The organism is Pinisolibacter aquiterrae (assembly GCF_019160155.1).
Classification (GTDB): Bacteria; Pseudomonadota; Alphaproteobacteria; order Rhizobiales; family Ancalomicrobiaceae; genus Pinisolibacter; species Pinisolibacter aquiterrae.
Map to the genome: position 1 here is coordinate 108,682 of NZ_JAFNIH010000018.1, position 16,449 is coordinate 125,130.

The window sequence follows — 16,449 nt, forward strand, 5'->3', positions numbered from 1 at the left end:
GCGGCGTCCATGGATCGGGGGTGGCGCGCGACGGCGCATCCCGTGTTATAGGACCGATCCGGCGGGGTCGCGACTCCGTCGCCCCCGTCTCCGGTCGAGATCCGAATGCGCGCCCTCTTCCGCCTCCTCGCCGTCGCCGTCATCGCCGCCGCCACGTCGGCCGCGCCGGCGGGCGCGCGCGATCCGGTCCGGCTCAGGATCGCCACCGACGGCGCCTATCCGCCCTTCAGCCGGGTCGGCGACGACGGCCGCGTCGTCGGCTTCGACGTGGAGGTGGCGGAAGAATTGTGCCGGCGTCTGGAGACGACCTGCGAGATCGTCGCGGTCGGCTGGGACGCGCTGATTCCCAGCCTGCAGAAGCGCACCGCCGACGTGCTGGTCGCCTCGATCCCGATCACCGACGCGACGCGGCGGCTGGTCGACTTCACCTCTCGCTACCACCGCGTCGCGCCGCGCTGGGTCGGACGGACGGTCGACGCGCCACGCGATCCCGAACACGCCTCGCTCGCCGGATTGCGGGTCGGCGTGCGCGCCGGCACCGCCCATGCGCTGCACGTGAAGGCGACCCATCCGGAAGCGACGCTGGTCGAATTCCCGAGCGAGGCGGCGGCCGGCGCGGCGCTCGCCGAGCGCACGGTCGATCTGGTGTTCGGCGACACGCTCGCTCTCTATCGCTGGCTCGACGGCGAGGCGCCCGACGGGGTCTCGCGGTTCGTCGGCGGCGAGGTGCTCGACCCCGCGCGCTTCGGCGACGGCGCCGGCATCGCCTTCCGCCACGAGGATCGCGCCCTCGGCGCGCGGCTCGACAAGGCCCTGCTCGACATCGGCCGCGACGGGACGCTCGATCGTCTCGCCGGCCACTGGTTCCCCTTCGCGATCCGCTGAGGCGGTCGCCCGTACCACCAACCTCGCAGGGAGACGACGATGGCCAAGGTCGCATTTTTGGGGCTCGGCGTGATGGGAGCGCCGATGGCGCGGCATCTCAAGGTCAAGGGCGGCCACGACGTCGGGGTCTACAACCGCACCACCGCCAAGGCCGAGGCCTGGGTCGCGGCCAACGGCGGCGCCTTCGCGGCGACCCCGGCCGAGGCGGCGAAGGACTGCGACATCGTCTTCGCCTGCGTCGGCAACGACGACGACCTGCGCGCCGTCACCACCGGCCCCGACGGGGCCTTCGCCGGCATGAAGCCGGGCGCGATCTTCTGCGACCACACCACGGCGTCGGCCGACGTCGCCCGCGAACTCGCGGCGGAAGCCGAACGCCTCGGCCTCGCCTTCCTCGACGCGCCGGTCTCCGGCGGTCAGGCCGGCGCGGAGAACGGGGTGCTGACCGTGATGGTCGGCGGCACCGAGGCCGCCTTCGCCACCGCCGAGCCGGTGATCGCCGCCTTCGCCCGCGCCACGACCCACATGGGTCCGGCCGGCGCCGGCCAGCTCGCCAAGATGTGCAACCAGATCTGCATCGCCGGTCTCGTCCAGGGGCTCGCCGAGGCGATCCACTTCGCCCACAAGGCCGGGCTCGACGTGGAGAAGCTGATCGCCACCATCTCCAAGGGCGCGGCCCAGTCGTGGCAAATGGAGAACCGTTGGAAGACGATGGACGCGGGATCGTTCGAATTCGGCTTCGCGGTCGACTGGATGCGCAAGGATCTCGGCATCGTCCTCGACGAGGCGCGGCGCAACGGGGCGCGGCTGCCGGTCTCCGCGCTGGTCGATCAGTTCTATGCCGACGTCCAGGCCATGGGCGGCGGTCGCTGGGACACCTCGGCGCTGATCGCCCGGCTGGAGCGCTGAATTCCGCCAATTTTCATCGAATGAGAGCGACCGCGTCCACGCGCGGTCGACTCTGTCGCGGAGAAGGGTCCGTTTCACATTCGGATTCGATTGCATACGATTTCGAGTCGAATTAGGACGACCGCGCACACGGGAAACAGAGCCGCGGCCGCAACCAGAACAACAACGAGGCCGCCGTTCGGCGGGCGGTCGTTTCCTCGACGATCGTCCGCCCGCATCCCGCTGCTCCCCTCTGCGCGCTCGTCCCCGCCGCCGTCGATCTTCCGGCCTCGGCCGCACGAGCGGCTTGCATCCGATCCCTGCTGCCCCCTAGTCTTCGCGCCTCAGCCGTTCGAGGACGCCATGGCACTGCGCATTCTGGGGTTCGACGCCGACGACACGCTCTGGCACAACGAGACGATCTTCCAGCTCTCGCATCAGCGCTTCGCCGATCTCCTCGGCGCGCATGCGGCGCCCGATCATCTCGTGGAGCGGCTGGAGGCGACCGAGCGGCGCAACCTCAAGCTCTACGGATACGGCATCAAGGGCTTCACCCTGTCGATGATCGAGACGGCGCTGGCGGTCGGCGACGCGGCGCTGCCGCCCTCGGTGATCGCCGAGCTTCTGGCGATCGGGCGCGACATGCTGGAACATCCGGTCGAGCCGCTGCCGGGGGTGGTGGAGACGCTCGAGGGGCTGCGCTCCGCCGGCCACCGACTGGTGCTGATCACCAAGGGCGATCTGCTCGACCAGGAGCAGAAGATCGCGCGGTCGGGGCTCGCGGAGGCGTTCGACGCGATCGAGATCGTCTCGGAGAAGTCGGCGGCGACCTATGCGCGGATCTTCGGGCGCTTCGGCGCGGGCGAAGGCGAGGCGGTGATGGTCGGCAATTCCGCCGCCTCCGACATCCTGCCGGCGCTGCAGGCGGGCTATTGGGGCCTGCACATTCCCTATCACGTCACCTGGACCCACGAGCTGGCCGAGGTCCCCGACGACGCGCCGCGGTTCCGCCGGCTCGCGCGGATCGAGGACGTGCCCGAGGCGATCGCCGGGATCGCCGGGGCGGCGGTCCGATGATCGACAAGCTCGAATATCTCATCGCTCTGGCGCGCGAGAAGCATTTCGGGCGGGCGGCGGAGGCGTGTCACGTGTCGCAGCCGACGCTCTCCTCGGCGATCCGGCAGCTCGAGGACGCGCTCGGGGCACCGCTGGTGGAGCGCGGGTCGCGCTTCATCGGCTTCACGGCGGAGGGCGAGAAGGCGCTCGACTGGGCGCGACGGATCGTCGGCGACCACCGCGCCATGCGCGACGACGTCGCCTCGATGCGGCGCGGGCTCACCGGCCATCTGAGGCTCGCGGTCATTCCGACTGCGCTGCCGATGGTCTCGCGGCTCACCACCGCCTTCTCCGAGCGCTGGCCGGACGTGAAGCTCTCGATCTTCTCGCGCAATTCCGCCGAGGCGCTGCGGCTCCTCGAGAACCTCGAGATCGACGCCTGCCTCACCTATCTCGACAACGAACCGCTCGGAAAGGTCGCCGCGACCCCGCTCTATCGCGAGCGCTATCATCTCGTCACCGGCGGCGACGGACCCTTCGCGGGGCGCGAGACGATCACCTGGGCCGAGGTCGGGCGGATCCCGCTCTGCCTGCTCACGCCGGACATGCAGAACCGGCGCATCATCGATCACCTCTTCGCCGAGGTCGGGCTGACGGCGGAGGCCAAGCTCGAATCGAATTCGATCATGGTGCTCGCCGCCCATGTGCGGACCGGGCGCTGGTCGAGCGTGATGCCGCGCATCCTCGCCGAGGCGCTCGGGCTCCATGCGCCGTCGATCGCCGTCATCCCGATCGTCGAGCCCGAGGAATTCCACACCATCGGCCTCGTCACCACGGCGCGCGACCTGCGACCGCCGCTGATCGAGGCGCTGACGGCGGAGGCGCGCCGGCTCGCGCCCTCGCTCGGCGATGCCGCCTGAAGGCCGCGAGCCGCCGCGAAGCGAATTGTTCGATAGTTCATCTCATATTGATGCGGCGCAATCGATTTGGAATTTCTATCGACCGACGGAACATCATTATTGAATACCGAACGCTCTTCGGGCTCGATGCGGCCGATTTAAACCGATTGGAGCCGTTAGAGGAGCCATGGCAGCCCCCTCCCCCTGGGACGCGACGCGCGCCCGCGAGATCATCGACGCCCATCTCGAGCTGGAAGGTCCGGCCTTGCCGATCCTGCATGCGCTCCAGGAGACCTTCGGCCATGTCCCGCGCGAGGCGGTGCCGATGGTGGCGAGCGCGCTCAACGTCAGCCGTGCAGAGATGCACGGGATCGTCACCTTCTACCACGACTTCCGTGAGGAACCGGCCGGCGAGCACGTCGTCAAGGTGTGCCGCGCCGAGAGCTGCCAGTCGCGCGGCGGGCGCGAGATCGGCGACCGCATCGCCGCCCTGCTCGGGCTGAAGTGGTACGAGACCTCGGCCGACGGACGGGTGACGCTCGAACCCGTCTATTGCCTGGGCCTGTGCACCATGGGTCCCAACGCCATGGTCGACGGCAAGCCGGTCGCCCGGATCGACAAGGTCGGCGCCGCGCGCCTGGTCGAGGAGGTGACGCGATGAGCCGGATCTTCGTTCCGAAGGACGTCGCGGCGCTGGCGCTCGGGGCCGACGCGGTCGCGGCGGCGATCGCCGAGGAGGCGGCGAAGCGCGGCCTCGCGATCGAGATCGTGCGCAACGGTTCGCGCGGCGCCTTCTTCCTCGAGCCGCTGGTCGAGGTGGAAACGCCGTTCGGCCGTGTCGGCTATCGCGAGATCGTGGCCGACGACGTCGCCTCGCTGTTCGAAGCCGATTTCCTCTCCGGCGGCGATCATCCGACCTGCATCGGCAAGACCGACGACTTCCCGTGGTTCGCCGGCCAGACGCGGCTGACCTTCGCGCGCTGCGGCATCGTCGATCCGCTGAGCCTCGACGACTACGCGGCCCTCGGCGGCTGGAAGGGCCTGAAGCGGGCGCTGGCGCTGGGTGAGATCGGCACGCTCGAGGAGGTCTCGCTGTCGGGCCTGCGCGGGCGCGGCGGCGCGGGCTTCCCGACCGGGGTCAAGTGGAAGACGGTCGCCATGGCCAAGGCGGACCGCAAATACGTCATCTGCAACGCCGACGAGGGCGACAGCGGCACCTTCGCCGACCGGATGATCATGGAGGGCGACCCGTTCTGCCTGATCGAGGGCATGGTGATCTGTGGACTCGCCGTCGGCGCCACCAAGGGCTTCGTCTATTCGCGCTCGGAATATCCGCACGCCAACGCCACCTTCGCCCGCGCCATCGAGATCGCGCGCGCGGCGGGTCATCTCGGGCCGAACATCGACGGCTCTGGCCGGGCGTTCGAACTCGAGCTGCGCGTCGGCGCCGGGGCCTACGTCTGCGGCGAAGAGACCGCGTTGATGGAGAGCCTCGAGGGCAAGCGCGGCATCGTGCGCGCCAAGCCGCCGCTGCCGGCGATCGCCGGTCTCTTCGGCAAGCCGACGGTGGTCAACAACTTGCTCTCGCTCGCCACGATCCCGTTCATTCTCGCCGAAGGAGCGCAAGCCTATGCCGACTTCGGCGCGGGCCGATCGCGCGGGACCATGCCGATCCAGATCGCCGGCAACGTGAGATACGGCGGGCTCTGGGAGACCGCGTTCGGCGTGACGCTCGGCGAGATCGTCGAGACGATCGGCGGCGGCACGGCGACGGGCCGGCCGGTCAAGGCGGTGCAGTGCGGCGGGCCGCTCGGCGCTTATTTCCCCGTCTCGCTCTTCGACACGCCCTACGACTACGAGGCCTTCACGGCGGCGGGCGGGCTGATCGGCCACGGTGGCATCGTCGTCTTCGACGACACCGCCGACATGGCCGAGATGGCGCATTTCGCCTTCGAATTCGGGGCGATCGAGAGCTGCGGCAAGTGCACCCCGTGCCGGATCGGCGCGGTGCGCGGCCGCGAGGTGATGGAGAAGGTGCTCGAGGGGCGGGGCGGGGCGGCCGATCTGACGCTGCTCGAGGATCTCTGCGAGACGATGAAGTTCGGCTCGCTGTGCGCGCTCGGCGGGTTCATCCCCTATCCGGTGACCTCCGCCATGACCCACTTCCCCGACGACTTCCGCCGCGCGGGCCTGCCCGCCGCCGCCGAGTGAGGACGCCCATGTCGCTCGTTCCCGAAACCGACTTCGGTACGCCCGCCTCGAAATCCGAGAAGATGGTGAGCCTCACCATCGACGGGAAGCGCGTCAGCGTGCCCGAGGGCACCTCGATCATGCGCGCGGCGATGGAAATCGGCACCGAGATCCCCAAGCTCTGCGCCACCGACATGCTCGACGCCTTCGGCTCGTGCCGGATGTGTCTGGTCGAGATCGAGGGGCGCAACGGCACGCCATCCTCCTGCACCACGCCGGTGCACGAGGGGATCGTCGTCCATACCCAGACCGAACGGCTGAAGAAGCTGCGCCGGGGGGTGATGGAACTCTACATCTCCGACCATCCGCTCGACTGCCTCACCTGCGCGGCCAACGGCGACTGCGAGTTGCAGACCCAGGCCGGCAAGGTGGGCCTGCGCGACGTGCGCTACGGCAAGACGAGCGAGATCGAGACCCATCTGGCTCTGGCCAAGGACGAGTCGAACCCCTATTTCACCTTCGACAGCTCGAAATGCATCGTCTGTTCGCGCTGCGTCCGGGCCTGCGCCGAAGTGCAGGGCACCTTCGCGCTGACGATCTCGGGCCGCGGCTTCGAGAGCCGGGTCTCGCCGGGGATGAACGAGACGTTCCTCGGGTCGGAATGCGTCTCCTGCGGCGCCTGCGTCCAGGCCTGCCCGACGGCGACGCTGTCGGAGAAGAGCCTGATTGCGATCGGCCAGCCGGAACATTCCGTCGTCACCACCTGCGCCTATTGCGGGGTCGGCTGCACCTTCAAGGCGGAGATGCGCGGCGAGGAGGTCGTCCGCATGGTGCCGTGGAAGGACGGCGAGGCCAATCGCGGCCATTCCTGCGTCAAGGGGCGCTTCGCCTGGGGCTATGCCACCCATCGCGAGCGCATCACCAAGCCGATGATCCGCGCCAAGATCACCGATCCCTGGCGTGAGGTCACCTGGCGCGAGGCGATCGAGCATACCGCGTCCGAATTCCGCCGGATCCAGGCGAAGGCGGGGCGGCGGTCGATCGGCGGCATCACCTCCTCGCGCTGCACCAACGAGGAGACCTTCCTCGTCCAGAAGCTGATCCGCGCCGGCTTCGGCAACAACAACGTCGACACCTGCGCCCGGGTCTGCCATTCACCGACCGGCTACGGGCTGAAGGTCGCCTTCGGCACCTCGGCCGGCACGCAGAACTTCGATTCGGTCGAGGACAGCGACGTCGTCGTGGTCATCGGCGCCAATCCGACCGACGGCCATCCGGTCTTCGGCTCGCGCCTCAAGAAGCGGCTGCGCCAGGGCGCGAAGCTGATCGTCATCGATCCGCGCCGGATCGATCTGGTGAAGAGCCCGCATGTCGAGGCCGCCCATCATCTGGCGCTCCGGCCCGGCACCAACGTCGCCGTGCTGACCTCGCTCGCCCATGTGATCGTGACCGAGGGGCTCGTCGACGAGGCCTTCGTGCGCGAGCGCTGCGACTGGGAAGACTTCTCCCATTGGGCCGAATTCGTCGCCGACCCGCGCCACGCGCCGGAGGCGGTCGAGGCGATCTCGGGCGTTCCGGCCAGCGAGATCCGCGCGGCGGCGCGGCTCTACGCGACCGGCGGGCGCGGCGCGATCTATTACGGCCTCGGCGTCACCGAGCACAGCCAGGGCACCACTTCGGTGATGGCGATCGCCAATCTCGCCATGGCGACCGGCAACATCGGGCGGCCGGGCGTCGGCGTGAATCCGTTGCGCGGCCAGAACAACGTGCAAGGGTCCTGCGACATGGGCTCGTTCCCGCACGAGTTCTCCGGCTATCGGCACGTCTCCGACGACGCGACCCGCTCGCTCTTCGAGGAGCTCTGGGGCGTCAGCCTCGACGCCGAGCCGGGGCTTCGCATCCCCAACATGTTCGACGCGGCGATCGAGGGCTCGTTCCTCGGGCTCTACGTCCAGGGCGAGGACATTCTCCAGTCCGACCCCAACACGAAACACGTCGCCGCCGCGCTCTCGGCGATGGAATGCGTGGTGGTCCAGGATCTCTTCCTCAACGAGACCGCCAATTACGCCCATGTGTTCCTGCCGGGCGCGACCTTCCTCGAGAAGGACGGCACCTTCACCAACGCCGAGCGGCGCATCCAGCGGGTGCGCAAGGTGATGACGCCGAAATCGGGCAAGGCGGACTGGGAGATCACCGTCGACCTCGCCCGGGCGCTGGGCCTCGAGTGGGCCTATGCCCATCCGAGCGAGATCATGGACGAAATCGCCCGGGCGACGCCGACCTTCGCCGGTGTCTCCTACGCGCGGCTCGAACGCGAGAGCCTGCAATGGCCGGTCAATGCCGCCCATCCCGAGGGATCGCCGATCATGCATGTCGAGGGCTTCGTGCGCGGCACCGGCAAGTTCATGCTGACGGAATACGTCGCGACGACCGAGAAGGTGGGGCCGCGCTTCCCGCTCCTGCTCACCACGGGCCGCATCCTCTCCCAGTACAACGTCGGCGCCCAGACCCGGCGCACCGACAACGTCGTCTGGCATGCCGAGGACGTGCTCGAGATCCATCCGCAGGACGCGGAGGATCGCGGCATCCGCGACGGCGATTTCGTCAAGGTGGCGAGCCGGGCCGGCGAGACGGCGCTGAAGGCGGTGATCACCGATCGCGTGGCGCCGGGGGTGGTCTACACGACCTTCCACCACCCCGCGACCCAGGCCAACGTGGTGACCACCGAGAACTCCGACTGGGCCACCAACTGCCCGGAATACAAGGTCACCGCCGTGCAGGTCTCGCCCTCCAACGGGCCGACCGCGTGGCAGGAGGACTACGACAGACAGGCCCGCGACGCGCGGCGCATCGCGGCGGCGGAGTGAGGACCATGGACGCGAACCGGCTGGTGACCATGGCCAATCAGATCGCCCAGTTCTTCGCGAGCCAGGGGGCGGGCGCCGAGGCGGCGATCGCCGACCACATCGCCAAGAACTGGGATCCGCGCATGCGCGCGGCGATCCTCGCGCATGTGGCGGCCGGCGGCGCGGGCTTGAGCGACGTCGCCAAGACCGCGCTCGGACGACTTTCCGCCTGAGGGCGAAACCGAAACCCCCGTGGACGCACGGCGCCCACGGGAAGAGCCGGGGGGGCCCGGCCGAGACCGGCGCCGCATCGCGCGCCACAAAAAAAGCGCCATCGAGTTCATCGACGGCCAGGGGGGAATGACATGACCAGCATGGACAGCGTGGGCCGCAACGCGGCCCCGGCGGGAGCGTTCGCGTTCCTCGACCGTTCCCACACGATCGCCGAGCCCGGCTTCAATCGATGGCTGGTGCCGCCCGCGGCGCTGGCGATCCATCTCTGCATCGGCATGGCCTACGGCTTCTCGGTGTTCTGGCTGCCCCTGTCGCGCGCCATCGGCATCACCGCGCCGGTCGCCTGTCCGGCCGACATGGGCCTCGTCGGCGAACTCTTCACCACCACCTGCGACTGGAAGATCTCCAGCCTCGGCTGGATGTACACGCTGTTCTTCGTCTTCCTCGGGTCGTCGGCGGCGATCTGGGGCGGCTGGCTCGAGAAGGCTGGTCCGCGCAAGGCCGGCGTCGTCGCCTCGCTGTGCTGGGGCGGCGGCTTCTTCATCTCCGCGCTCGGCGTCCACTTCCACCAGCTGTGGATGATGTGGCTCGGCTCGGGCGTGCTCGGCGGCATCGGTCTCGGCCTCGGCTACATCTCGCCGGTGTCGACGCTGATCAAATGGTTCCCCGACCGGCGCGGCATGGCCACCGGCATGGCGATCATGGGCTTCGGCGGCGGCGCGATGATCGGCGCCCCGCTCGCCGACATGCTGATGAAGATCTTCGCCACCCCGACCTCGGTCGGCGTCTGGCAGACCTTCATCGTTCTCGGCCTGATCTATTTCGTCTTCATGATCGGCGGCGCGCTCGGCTACCGAGTGCCGCGCGACGGCTGGAAGCCCGCCGGCTGGACCCCGCCGGCGGCCTCCACCAACGCCTTGATCACCTCCAAGCACGTCCATCTCGACGTGGCGTGGAAGACGCCGCAGTTCTGGCTGGTGTGGTGGGTGCTCTGCCTCAACGTGACCGCCGGCATCGGCATTCTCGGCATGGCCTCGCCGCTGTTGCAGGAAGTGTTCGGCGGCAAGCTGATCGGCATCCAGGCGACCTTCTCCGAGCTCACCGCCGCGCAGAAGGGCCAGATCGCCGCGGTGGCGGCCGGCTTCACCGGCCTCCTGTCGCTCTTCAACATCGGCGGGCGGTTCTTCTGGGCCTCGCTCTCCGACAAGATCGGCCGCAAGACGACCTATTTCGTCTTCTTCCTGCTCGGCCTCGCGCTCTATGCCTCGATCCCGTCACTGGCCGGCACCGGGTCGCTCGCCCTCTTCGTGCTCGCCTTCTGCGTCATCCTGTCGATGTACGGCGGCGGCTTCGCGACGGTTCCGGCCTATCTCGCCGACATGTTCGGCACCAAGATGGTCGGCGCCATCCACGGCCGGCTCCTCACCGCCTGGTCGGCGGCGGGCATCTTCGGCCCGGGCATCGTCAACTACATCCGCGAATATCAGCTCGCCCACGGCGTGGCCCGGGCCGACGTCTATTCGATCACGATGTACATCCTCGCCGGCCTGCTGCTCGTCGGCGCGCTCTGCAACTGGCTGGTCAAGCCGGTCGCCGAGAAGCACCACATGAGCGAGGAGGAAGCGGCCGAGGAGAAGAAGGCCGCCGACGACACCCACCAGCACTTCGTCTCCGACGTCACGGCGCTCGGCGGCGAGGTGGTCCATTCCTGGAAGGTGTTCGCGGCCTGGGCGATCGTCTGGATCCCGCTCGCCTGGGGCATCTGGATCACGCTCTCCAAGGCGCTGGTACTGTTCCGCTGAGGACGGCACCCCGTCACGGCGAGACGAAGCGAGAAGGCGTCGGCGCGAACCGGCGCCTTCATCCCTCCGGGCCGATCGCGCCGGTTCGAGGTGCCGGGATGCGCCCGCTCACCGGCGGCGGGCGGCGCGGCGCACTGGACCTCGGCGGCGGATTGGTTCATTAGGAGAGGCGCCGGGGTGGCCGGGACGATCGGACCGGACGACGAACCCTCGCTTCCGCCTCCGAGCCCCCATCGAGAACCCCGTCCTCATGCCGCTCCATTCCTATGTTCTCGCCCTCTCCTGCCGCAACCGCGCCGGGATCGTCGCCGCCGTGTCGATGCATCTGTTCGAGATGGGCGCCAACATCTCCGACGCGCAGCAGTTCGACGACACGCTGTCGGGCCAGTTCTTCATGCGGGTGGTGTTCGAGGTCTCCGGTCTCTCGGTCGAGACGCTGCAGACGAGTTTCGCCGAGATCGTCGAGCGCTTCGGGATGGAGCTCAGGATCCGCGACCGCGCCGAGCCGCGCAAGGTGATGATCCTGGTCTCCAAATTCGACCACTGTCTGGTCGATCTGCTCTATCGCCGCCGCATCGGCGAACTGGCGATGGACGTCACCGCGGTGGTCGCCAACCATCCGCGCGAGACCTATGCCCATGTCGAGTTCACCGACACCTCGTTCCACTACCTGCCGGCCAACAAGGCCGACAAGGCGGCGCAGGAGGGCAAGATCCTGCAGCTGATCGAGACCACCGGCACCGAGATCGTGGTGCTCGCCCGCTACATGCAGATCCTCAGCCACGATTTCGCGGCGGCGCTCCAGGGCCGCTGCATCAACATCCACCACTCGTTCCTGCCCGGCTTCAAGGGCGCCAAGCCCTATCATCAGGCGCACGAGCGCGGCGTGAAGATCATCGGCGCCACCGCCCATTTCGTCACGCCCGACCTCGACGAGGGGCCGATCATCGAGCAGGACGTCGAGCACATCTCGCATCACGACACGCCCGACACGCTGGTCCGCAAGGGCCGCGACATCGAGCGGCGGGTCCTGGCGCGGGCGCTGTCGCATCTGCTCGAGGACCGGGTGCTGCTCAACGGTCACCGCACCGTGGTGTTCAAGGACTGAGGACCGGAATCGTAGGGTGCAATAGCGCGAGCGTATTGCACCATGAGGCAGACTCGGCGGGTGCAATACGCTTCGCCATTGCACCCTACGGAGCCACGGGATCTCGGGCCTCGAACATGACGAAAAGGCCGCCGGATCGCTCCGGCGGCCTTTCGCATTTCTCGCGTCCCCCCGCTCAACTGCGGTTGTAGACGTCCTCGTAGCGGACGATGTCGTCCTCGCCGAGATAGGAGCCGACCTGCACCTCGATCAGATCGAGCGGGATGCGGCCGGGGTTCTCGAGCCGATGGGTGGCGCCGAGCGGGATGTAGACGCTCTGGTTCTCCGAGCACACCGTCACCTTCTCGTCGACGGTGATGCGCGCCGTTCCCGACACCACCACCCAGTGCTCGGCACGATGGAAATGGCTCTGGAGCGAGAGCTTGGAGCCCGGATTGACGGTGATGCGCTTCACCTGATGGCGGCCGCCGGCGTCGATGCTCTCGTAGGAGCCCCAGGGGCGGTAGACCTTGACGTGCTCGGTCGCCTCCTTGCGGCCGGCGGCGGTGAGGCGGGCGACGAGGCCCTTGACCTTCTCCGCCTGGGCGCGATCGACCACCAGCACGGCGTCGCGGGTGGTGACGACCACGACGTCCTTCAGTCCGACCACCGTGGTGAGGCGGCCGGGCGAATGGACGTAGCAGTTCTCGGAATCGAGGAAGGCGGCGTCGCCCTTGGCGCCGTTGCCGTCGGCGTCCTTGTGCGACATGTCCCAGATCGCGTTCCAGGCGCCGACGTCGGACCAGGCGAAATCGGAGGGCACCACGGCGGCGCGCGCGGTCTTCTCCATCACCGCGTAGTCGACCGACTTCGGCGTCGCCTTGGCGAAGGCCTCGGCGTCGAGGCGCAGGAAGTCGAGATCACGGGAGGCGCCGGCGACGGCTTCGGCGACCGGACGGCCGATGTCGGGGGCGAGCCGATCGAGTTCGTCGAGGAAGACCGAGGCCTGAAACAGGAAGTTGCCGGAGTTCCACAGATAGCCCTCGGCGACGTAACGCCCGGCGGTCTCCTCGTCGGGCTTCTCGACGAAGGCGGCGATGGCGGCGACGCCCTCCTCGGCGAGGGCTTCGCCGGGGCGGATGTAGCCGTAGCCGGTCGCGGGACGGGTCGGGCGGATGCCGAAGGTGACGATGCGGCCGGCCGCGGCGGCGGCACGACCGAGACGGACGTGCTCGAGGAAGCCGGCGACGTCGGGCATGGCGTGGTCGGCGGCGAGCACCAGGACGAGCGCCTGCGGATCCCGCGCCAGCGCGAGGCGGGCGGCGGCGGCGATGGCGGCGCAGCTGTCGCGGCGGAACGGCTCCAGGACGATGTCGCCCTTCACCTTCGCGGCGCGCATCTGCTCGGCGACGAGGAAGCGATAGTCCGAGCCGGTGACGATCACGGGCGCATCGAAATCCGGTCCGGTGACGCGCTTCAACGTGTCCTGGAACAGCGAATCGTCGCCGGTGAAGGCGAGAAACTGCTTGGGGTAGCTGTCGCGCGAGGCCGGCCACAGGCGCGAGCCGGAACCACCACACAGGACGACGGGAACGATGAGTGCCATGAGGCCGGTCTCCGATCGGGATCTCGAACGCGAGTGGTCGCATTCGACGGACAGGACCCGATCCTCGCCGACAAACACCAAAAAAGAGAAAATTCGAGGCAAAGCCGCCGCCGGCCGGGCGCGCGATCGGCGACAGGGTGAACGGATCCCTTCCGTCGACGCGGAGCCGCGATGCGCACGAAAGGCGAACATCTCTCTTTCCCCGGCGCGCGTCCCGCGCCATAGTCGGTCCATGGCCCGATCTCCCCGCACCCCGTCCGCCGGCTCGCCGCCCACCGCACCGACCAAGGGACGGCGCGCTCCCGTCGTCGAGACCGACGCCGCCTCGCCGCCCTGGGACGAGACGCCGGCCGCCACGGGCGACGGTTTCGCCGAGGCGCCGCAGAGCGGTTACGACGTCGGCGCGACGCCCCTGTCGGGGTCGATCGGCGACTGGGCGGCGGAGATCGCCAAGGCGGCGAACGCCCCCTCCCCGGCCCCGGCCAAGCCGCGTGGCCGGCCGAAGAAGAGCGACGGCGCGGCGACCGCGAAGGAGCGCGTGGCGAGCGGGCTCAATGCCGTCTCGGGCCTCGAGATCGGTCTGGAACAGGCCGCCGCCGTTCCTCAGGGCGGCGCCACCGCCACGGTCGAGGCGCTGTCGGCGCTGATCTCCTCCGGCAATCCGCTGTTCAAGGACGGCAAACTGTGGACGCCGCATCGGCCGGAGCGACCGCCCAAGTCGGAGGGCGGCATCCGCTTCGTGCTGGAGAGCCCCTACGAGCCCAAGGGCGATCAGCCCCAGGCGATCGCCGATCTGATCGAGGGGATCGAGCGCGGCGACCGCACCCAGGTGCTGCTCGGCGTCACCGGCTCCGGCAAGACCTTCACCATGGCGCAGGTGATCGCCCGGACCCAACGTCCCGCGCTGATCCTCGCGCCGAACAAGACGCTGGCGGCGCAGCTCTACGGCGAGTTCAAGTCGTTCTTCCCGAACAACGCGGTGGAGTATTTCGTCTCCTACTACGACTACTACCAGCCCGAGGCCTACGTTCCACGCACCGACACGTTCATCGAGAAGGAATCTTCGATCAACGAACAGATCGACCGGATGCGCCACGCGGCGACCCGCTCGTTGCTCGAGCGCGACGACGTGATCATCGTCGCCTCGGTCTCCTGCATCTACGGTATCGGCTCGGTCGAAACCTATACCGCGATGACCTTCTCGATCGAGGTCGGCGAGCGGATGGACCAGCGCCAGTTGCTGGCCGATCTGGTGGCGCTGCACTACCGGCGCAACGACGCCGCCTTCCAGCGCGGCGCCTTCCGGGTGCGTGGCGACACCGTCGAAGTGTTCCCGGCCCACTTGGAGGACCGGGCGTGGCGGATCTCGTTCTTCGGCGACGAGATCGAGCAGATCGTCGAATTCGATCCGCTGACCGGGCAGAAGACCCAGGCGCTCAAGTTCGTCAAGGTCTACGCCAATTCGCACTACGTGACGCCGAAGCCGACGCTCAATCAGGCGATCCAGTCGATCAAGGCGGAGCTGAAGCATCGACTCGCCGAACTCGAGGCGGCCGGCCGCCTGCTCGAGATGCAGCGGCTGGAGCAACGCACCACCTTCGACCTCGAGATGATGGAAGCGACCGGCGCCTGCGCCGGCATCGAGAACTATTCGCGCTATCTCACCGGCCGACGTCCCGGCGAGCCGCCGCCGACGCTGTTCGAATATCTGCCCGACGAGGCGCTGGTCTTCGCCGACGAGAGCCACGTCACCATTCCGCAGATCGGCGGCATGTATCGCGGCGACTTCCGGCGCAAGGCGACGCTGGCCGAATACGGCTTCCGCCTGCCGTCCTGCATGGACAACCGGCCGCTGCGCTTCGAGGAATGGAACGCGATGCGGCCGCAGACCGTGGCGGTCTCGGCGACGCCGGGCGGCTGGGAGATGGAGGAGGCCGGCGGCGTCTTCGTCGAGCAGGTGATCCGTCCGACCGGCCTGATCGATCCGGTGATCGACATCCGCCCGGCGACCAAGCAGGTCGAGGATCTGCTCGGCGAGGTGCGGGCGGTGGCGGCGCGCGGCAACCGCGTGCTGGTCACCACGCTGACCAAACGCATGGCCGAGGATCTCACCGAATATTTCCACGAGAACGGAGTGCGGGTCCGCTACATGCATTCCGACGTGGAAACGCTGGAGCGGATCGAGATCATCCGCGATCTGCGGCTCGGGGCCTTCGACGTGCTGGTCGGCATCAACCTGCTGCGCGAGGGTCTCGACATTCCCGAGTGCTCGCTGGTGGCGATCCTCGACGCCGACAAGGAGGGCTTCCTGCGCTCGGAGACCTCGCTGATCCAGACCATCGGCCGCGCCGCGCGCAACGTCGACGGACGGGTGATCCTCTATGCCGACGGCATGACCGGGTCGATGGAACGCGCCATCGCCGAGACCGACCGGCGTCGCGAGAAGCAGGTCGCCTACAATCTCGCCAACGGCATCACCCCGGAATCGATCAAGCGCAACATCTCCGACGTGCTCCATTCGGTCTACGAGCAGGACCACGTCACGATCGAGGCGGGCTTCGCCGAGGAGGGCCATCTCGTCGGCCACAACCTCGCCGCCCATCTCGACGATCTGCGCCGTCGTATGAAGGAGGCCGCGACCAATCTCGAGTTCGAGGAGGCGGCGCGGCTGCGCGACGAGATCAAGCGGCTGGAGGCGACCGAGCTGGTGCTCGCCGACGATCCGCTGGCGCGGCAGACGGCGGTCGACGACGCCACCGGCGGCTATGCGGGCGAGAAGAAATACGGCCGCTCCGCCAATCTGCCGCCGACCAAGGTGCGCAAGAATTCGCTCGACGAGATGACCGTCGGCCGCACCGAGGTGCCGCTCGGCGAGGCCCCACCACGCCGACCGAGCCCGAGCACGGCGGCGGGCACCGCCGGTTACAAGGGCAAGGGACGCGGACGGCGGCGGTGA

General features: G+C 68.6%; 12 protein-coding genes. 11 read left to right on the forward strand and 1 reads right to left on the reverse strand.

What is annotated here, in order from left to right; genetic code table 11:
• The first annotated feature begins 105 nt into the window (after positions 1 to 105).
• From J3S89_RS03600 to purU, 10 genes are all read left to right on the forward strand, one after another.
• Entirely contained in the window at positions 106 to 885 is a 780-nt protein-coding gene (locus J3S89_RS03600) for a transporter substrate-binding domain-containing protein (protein WP_217926104.1), read from the forward strand.
• Positions 886 to 924: 39 nt separating this feature from the next.
• A complete protein-coding gene (locus J3S89_RS03605; protein WP_217926105.1) occupies positions 925 to 1,794 on the forward strand; it encodes an NAD(P)-dependent oxidoreductase in 870 nt (289 codons plus the stop codon).
• A gap of 342 nt (positions 1,795 to 2,136) precedes the next feature.
• Positions 2,137 to 2,850, forward strand: a complete 714-nt coding sequence (locus J3S89_RS03610) for an HAD family hydrolase (protein ID WP_217926106.1) — start codon at positions 2,137 to 2,139, stop codon at positions 2,848 to 2,850.
• The gene (locus tag J3S89_RS03615; protein ID WP_217926107.1) at positions 2,847 to 3,749 is read left to right on the forward strand and encodes a LysR family transcriptional regulator; all 903 of its coding nucleotides are present in this window, start codon (positions 2,847 to 2,849) and stop codon (positions 3,747 to 3,749) included. The genes J3S89_RS03610 and J3S89_RS03615 overlap by 4 nt, the downstream gene beginning before the upstream one ends.
• A gap of 166 nt (positions 3,750 to 3,915) precedes the next feature.
• Positions 3,916 to 4,389, forward strand: a complete 474-nt coding sequence (locus tag J3S89_RS03620; protein ID WP_217926108.1) for a formate dehydrogenase subunit gamma — start codon at positions 3,916 to 3,918, stop codon at positions 4,387 to 4,389.
• Positions 4,386 to 5,939 carry an NADH-ubiquinone oxidoreductase-F iron-sulfur binding region domain-containing protein gene (locus tag J3S89_RS03625; RefSeq protein WP_217926109.1) on the forward strand — a complete coding sequence of 518 codons (1,554 nt, stop codon included), beginning with the start codon at positions 4,386 to 4,388 and terminating at the stop codon, positions 5,937 to 5,939. Before J3S89_RS03620 ends, J3S89_RS03625 begins: the two co-directional genes overlap by 4 nt.
• 8 nt (positions 5,940 to 5,947) lie before the next feature.
• Entirely contained in the window at positions 5,948 to 8,785 is a 2,838-nt protein-coding gene (fdhF, locus tag J3S89_RS03630; RefSeq protein ID WP_217926110.1) for a formate dehydrogenase subunit alpha, read from the forward strand.
• Between the two features lie 5 nt (positions 8,786 to 8,790).
• Positions 8,791 to 8,997 carry a formate dehydrogenase subunit delta gene (locus tag J3S89_RS03635; RefSeq protein ID WP_217926111.1) on the forward strand — a complete coding sequence of 69 codons (207 nt, stop codon included), beginning with the start codon at positions 8,791 to 8,793 and terminating at the stop codon, positions 8,995 to 8,997.
• A 132-nt stretch (positions 8,998 to 9,129) separates the two neighbouring features.
• A complete protein-coding gene (locus tag J3S89_RS03640; protein ID WP_217926112.1) occupies positions 9,130 to 10,800 on the forward strand; it encodes an OFA family MFS transporter in 1,671 nt (556 codons plus the stop codon).
• Between the two features lie 250 nt (positions 10,801 to 11,050).
• Positions 11,051 to 11,908 carry a formyltetrahydrofolate deformylase gene (gene purU, locus J3S89_RS03645; RefSeq protein WP_217926113.1) on the forward strand — a complete coding sequence of 286 codons (858 nt, stop codon included), beginning with the start codon at positions 11,051 to 11,053 and terminating at the stop codon, positions 11,906 to 11,908.
• Between the two features lie 175 nt (positions 11,909 to 12,083).
• Here purU and J3S89_RS03650 read toward each other — a convergent pair whose 3' ends face one another.
• A complete protein-coding gene (locus J3S89_RS03650; RefSeq protein WP_217926114.1) occupies positions 12,084 to 13,493 on the reverse strand; it encodes a mannose-1-phosphate guanylyltransferase/mannose-6-phosphate isomerase in 1,410 nt (469 codons plus the stop codon).
• A gap of 232 nt (positions 13,494 to 13,725) precedes the next feature.
• Here J3S89_RS03650 and uvrB point away from each other — a divergent pair, with 232 nt between their 5' ends.
• On the forward strand, positions 13,726 to 16,449 hold the full coding sequence (uvrB, locus tag J3S89_RS03655; protein WP_217926115.1) for an excinuclease ABC subunit UvrB: 2,724 nt from the start codon (positions 13,726 to 13,728) through the stop codon (positions 16,447 to 16,449).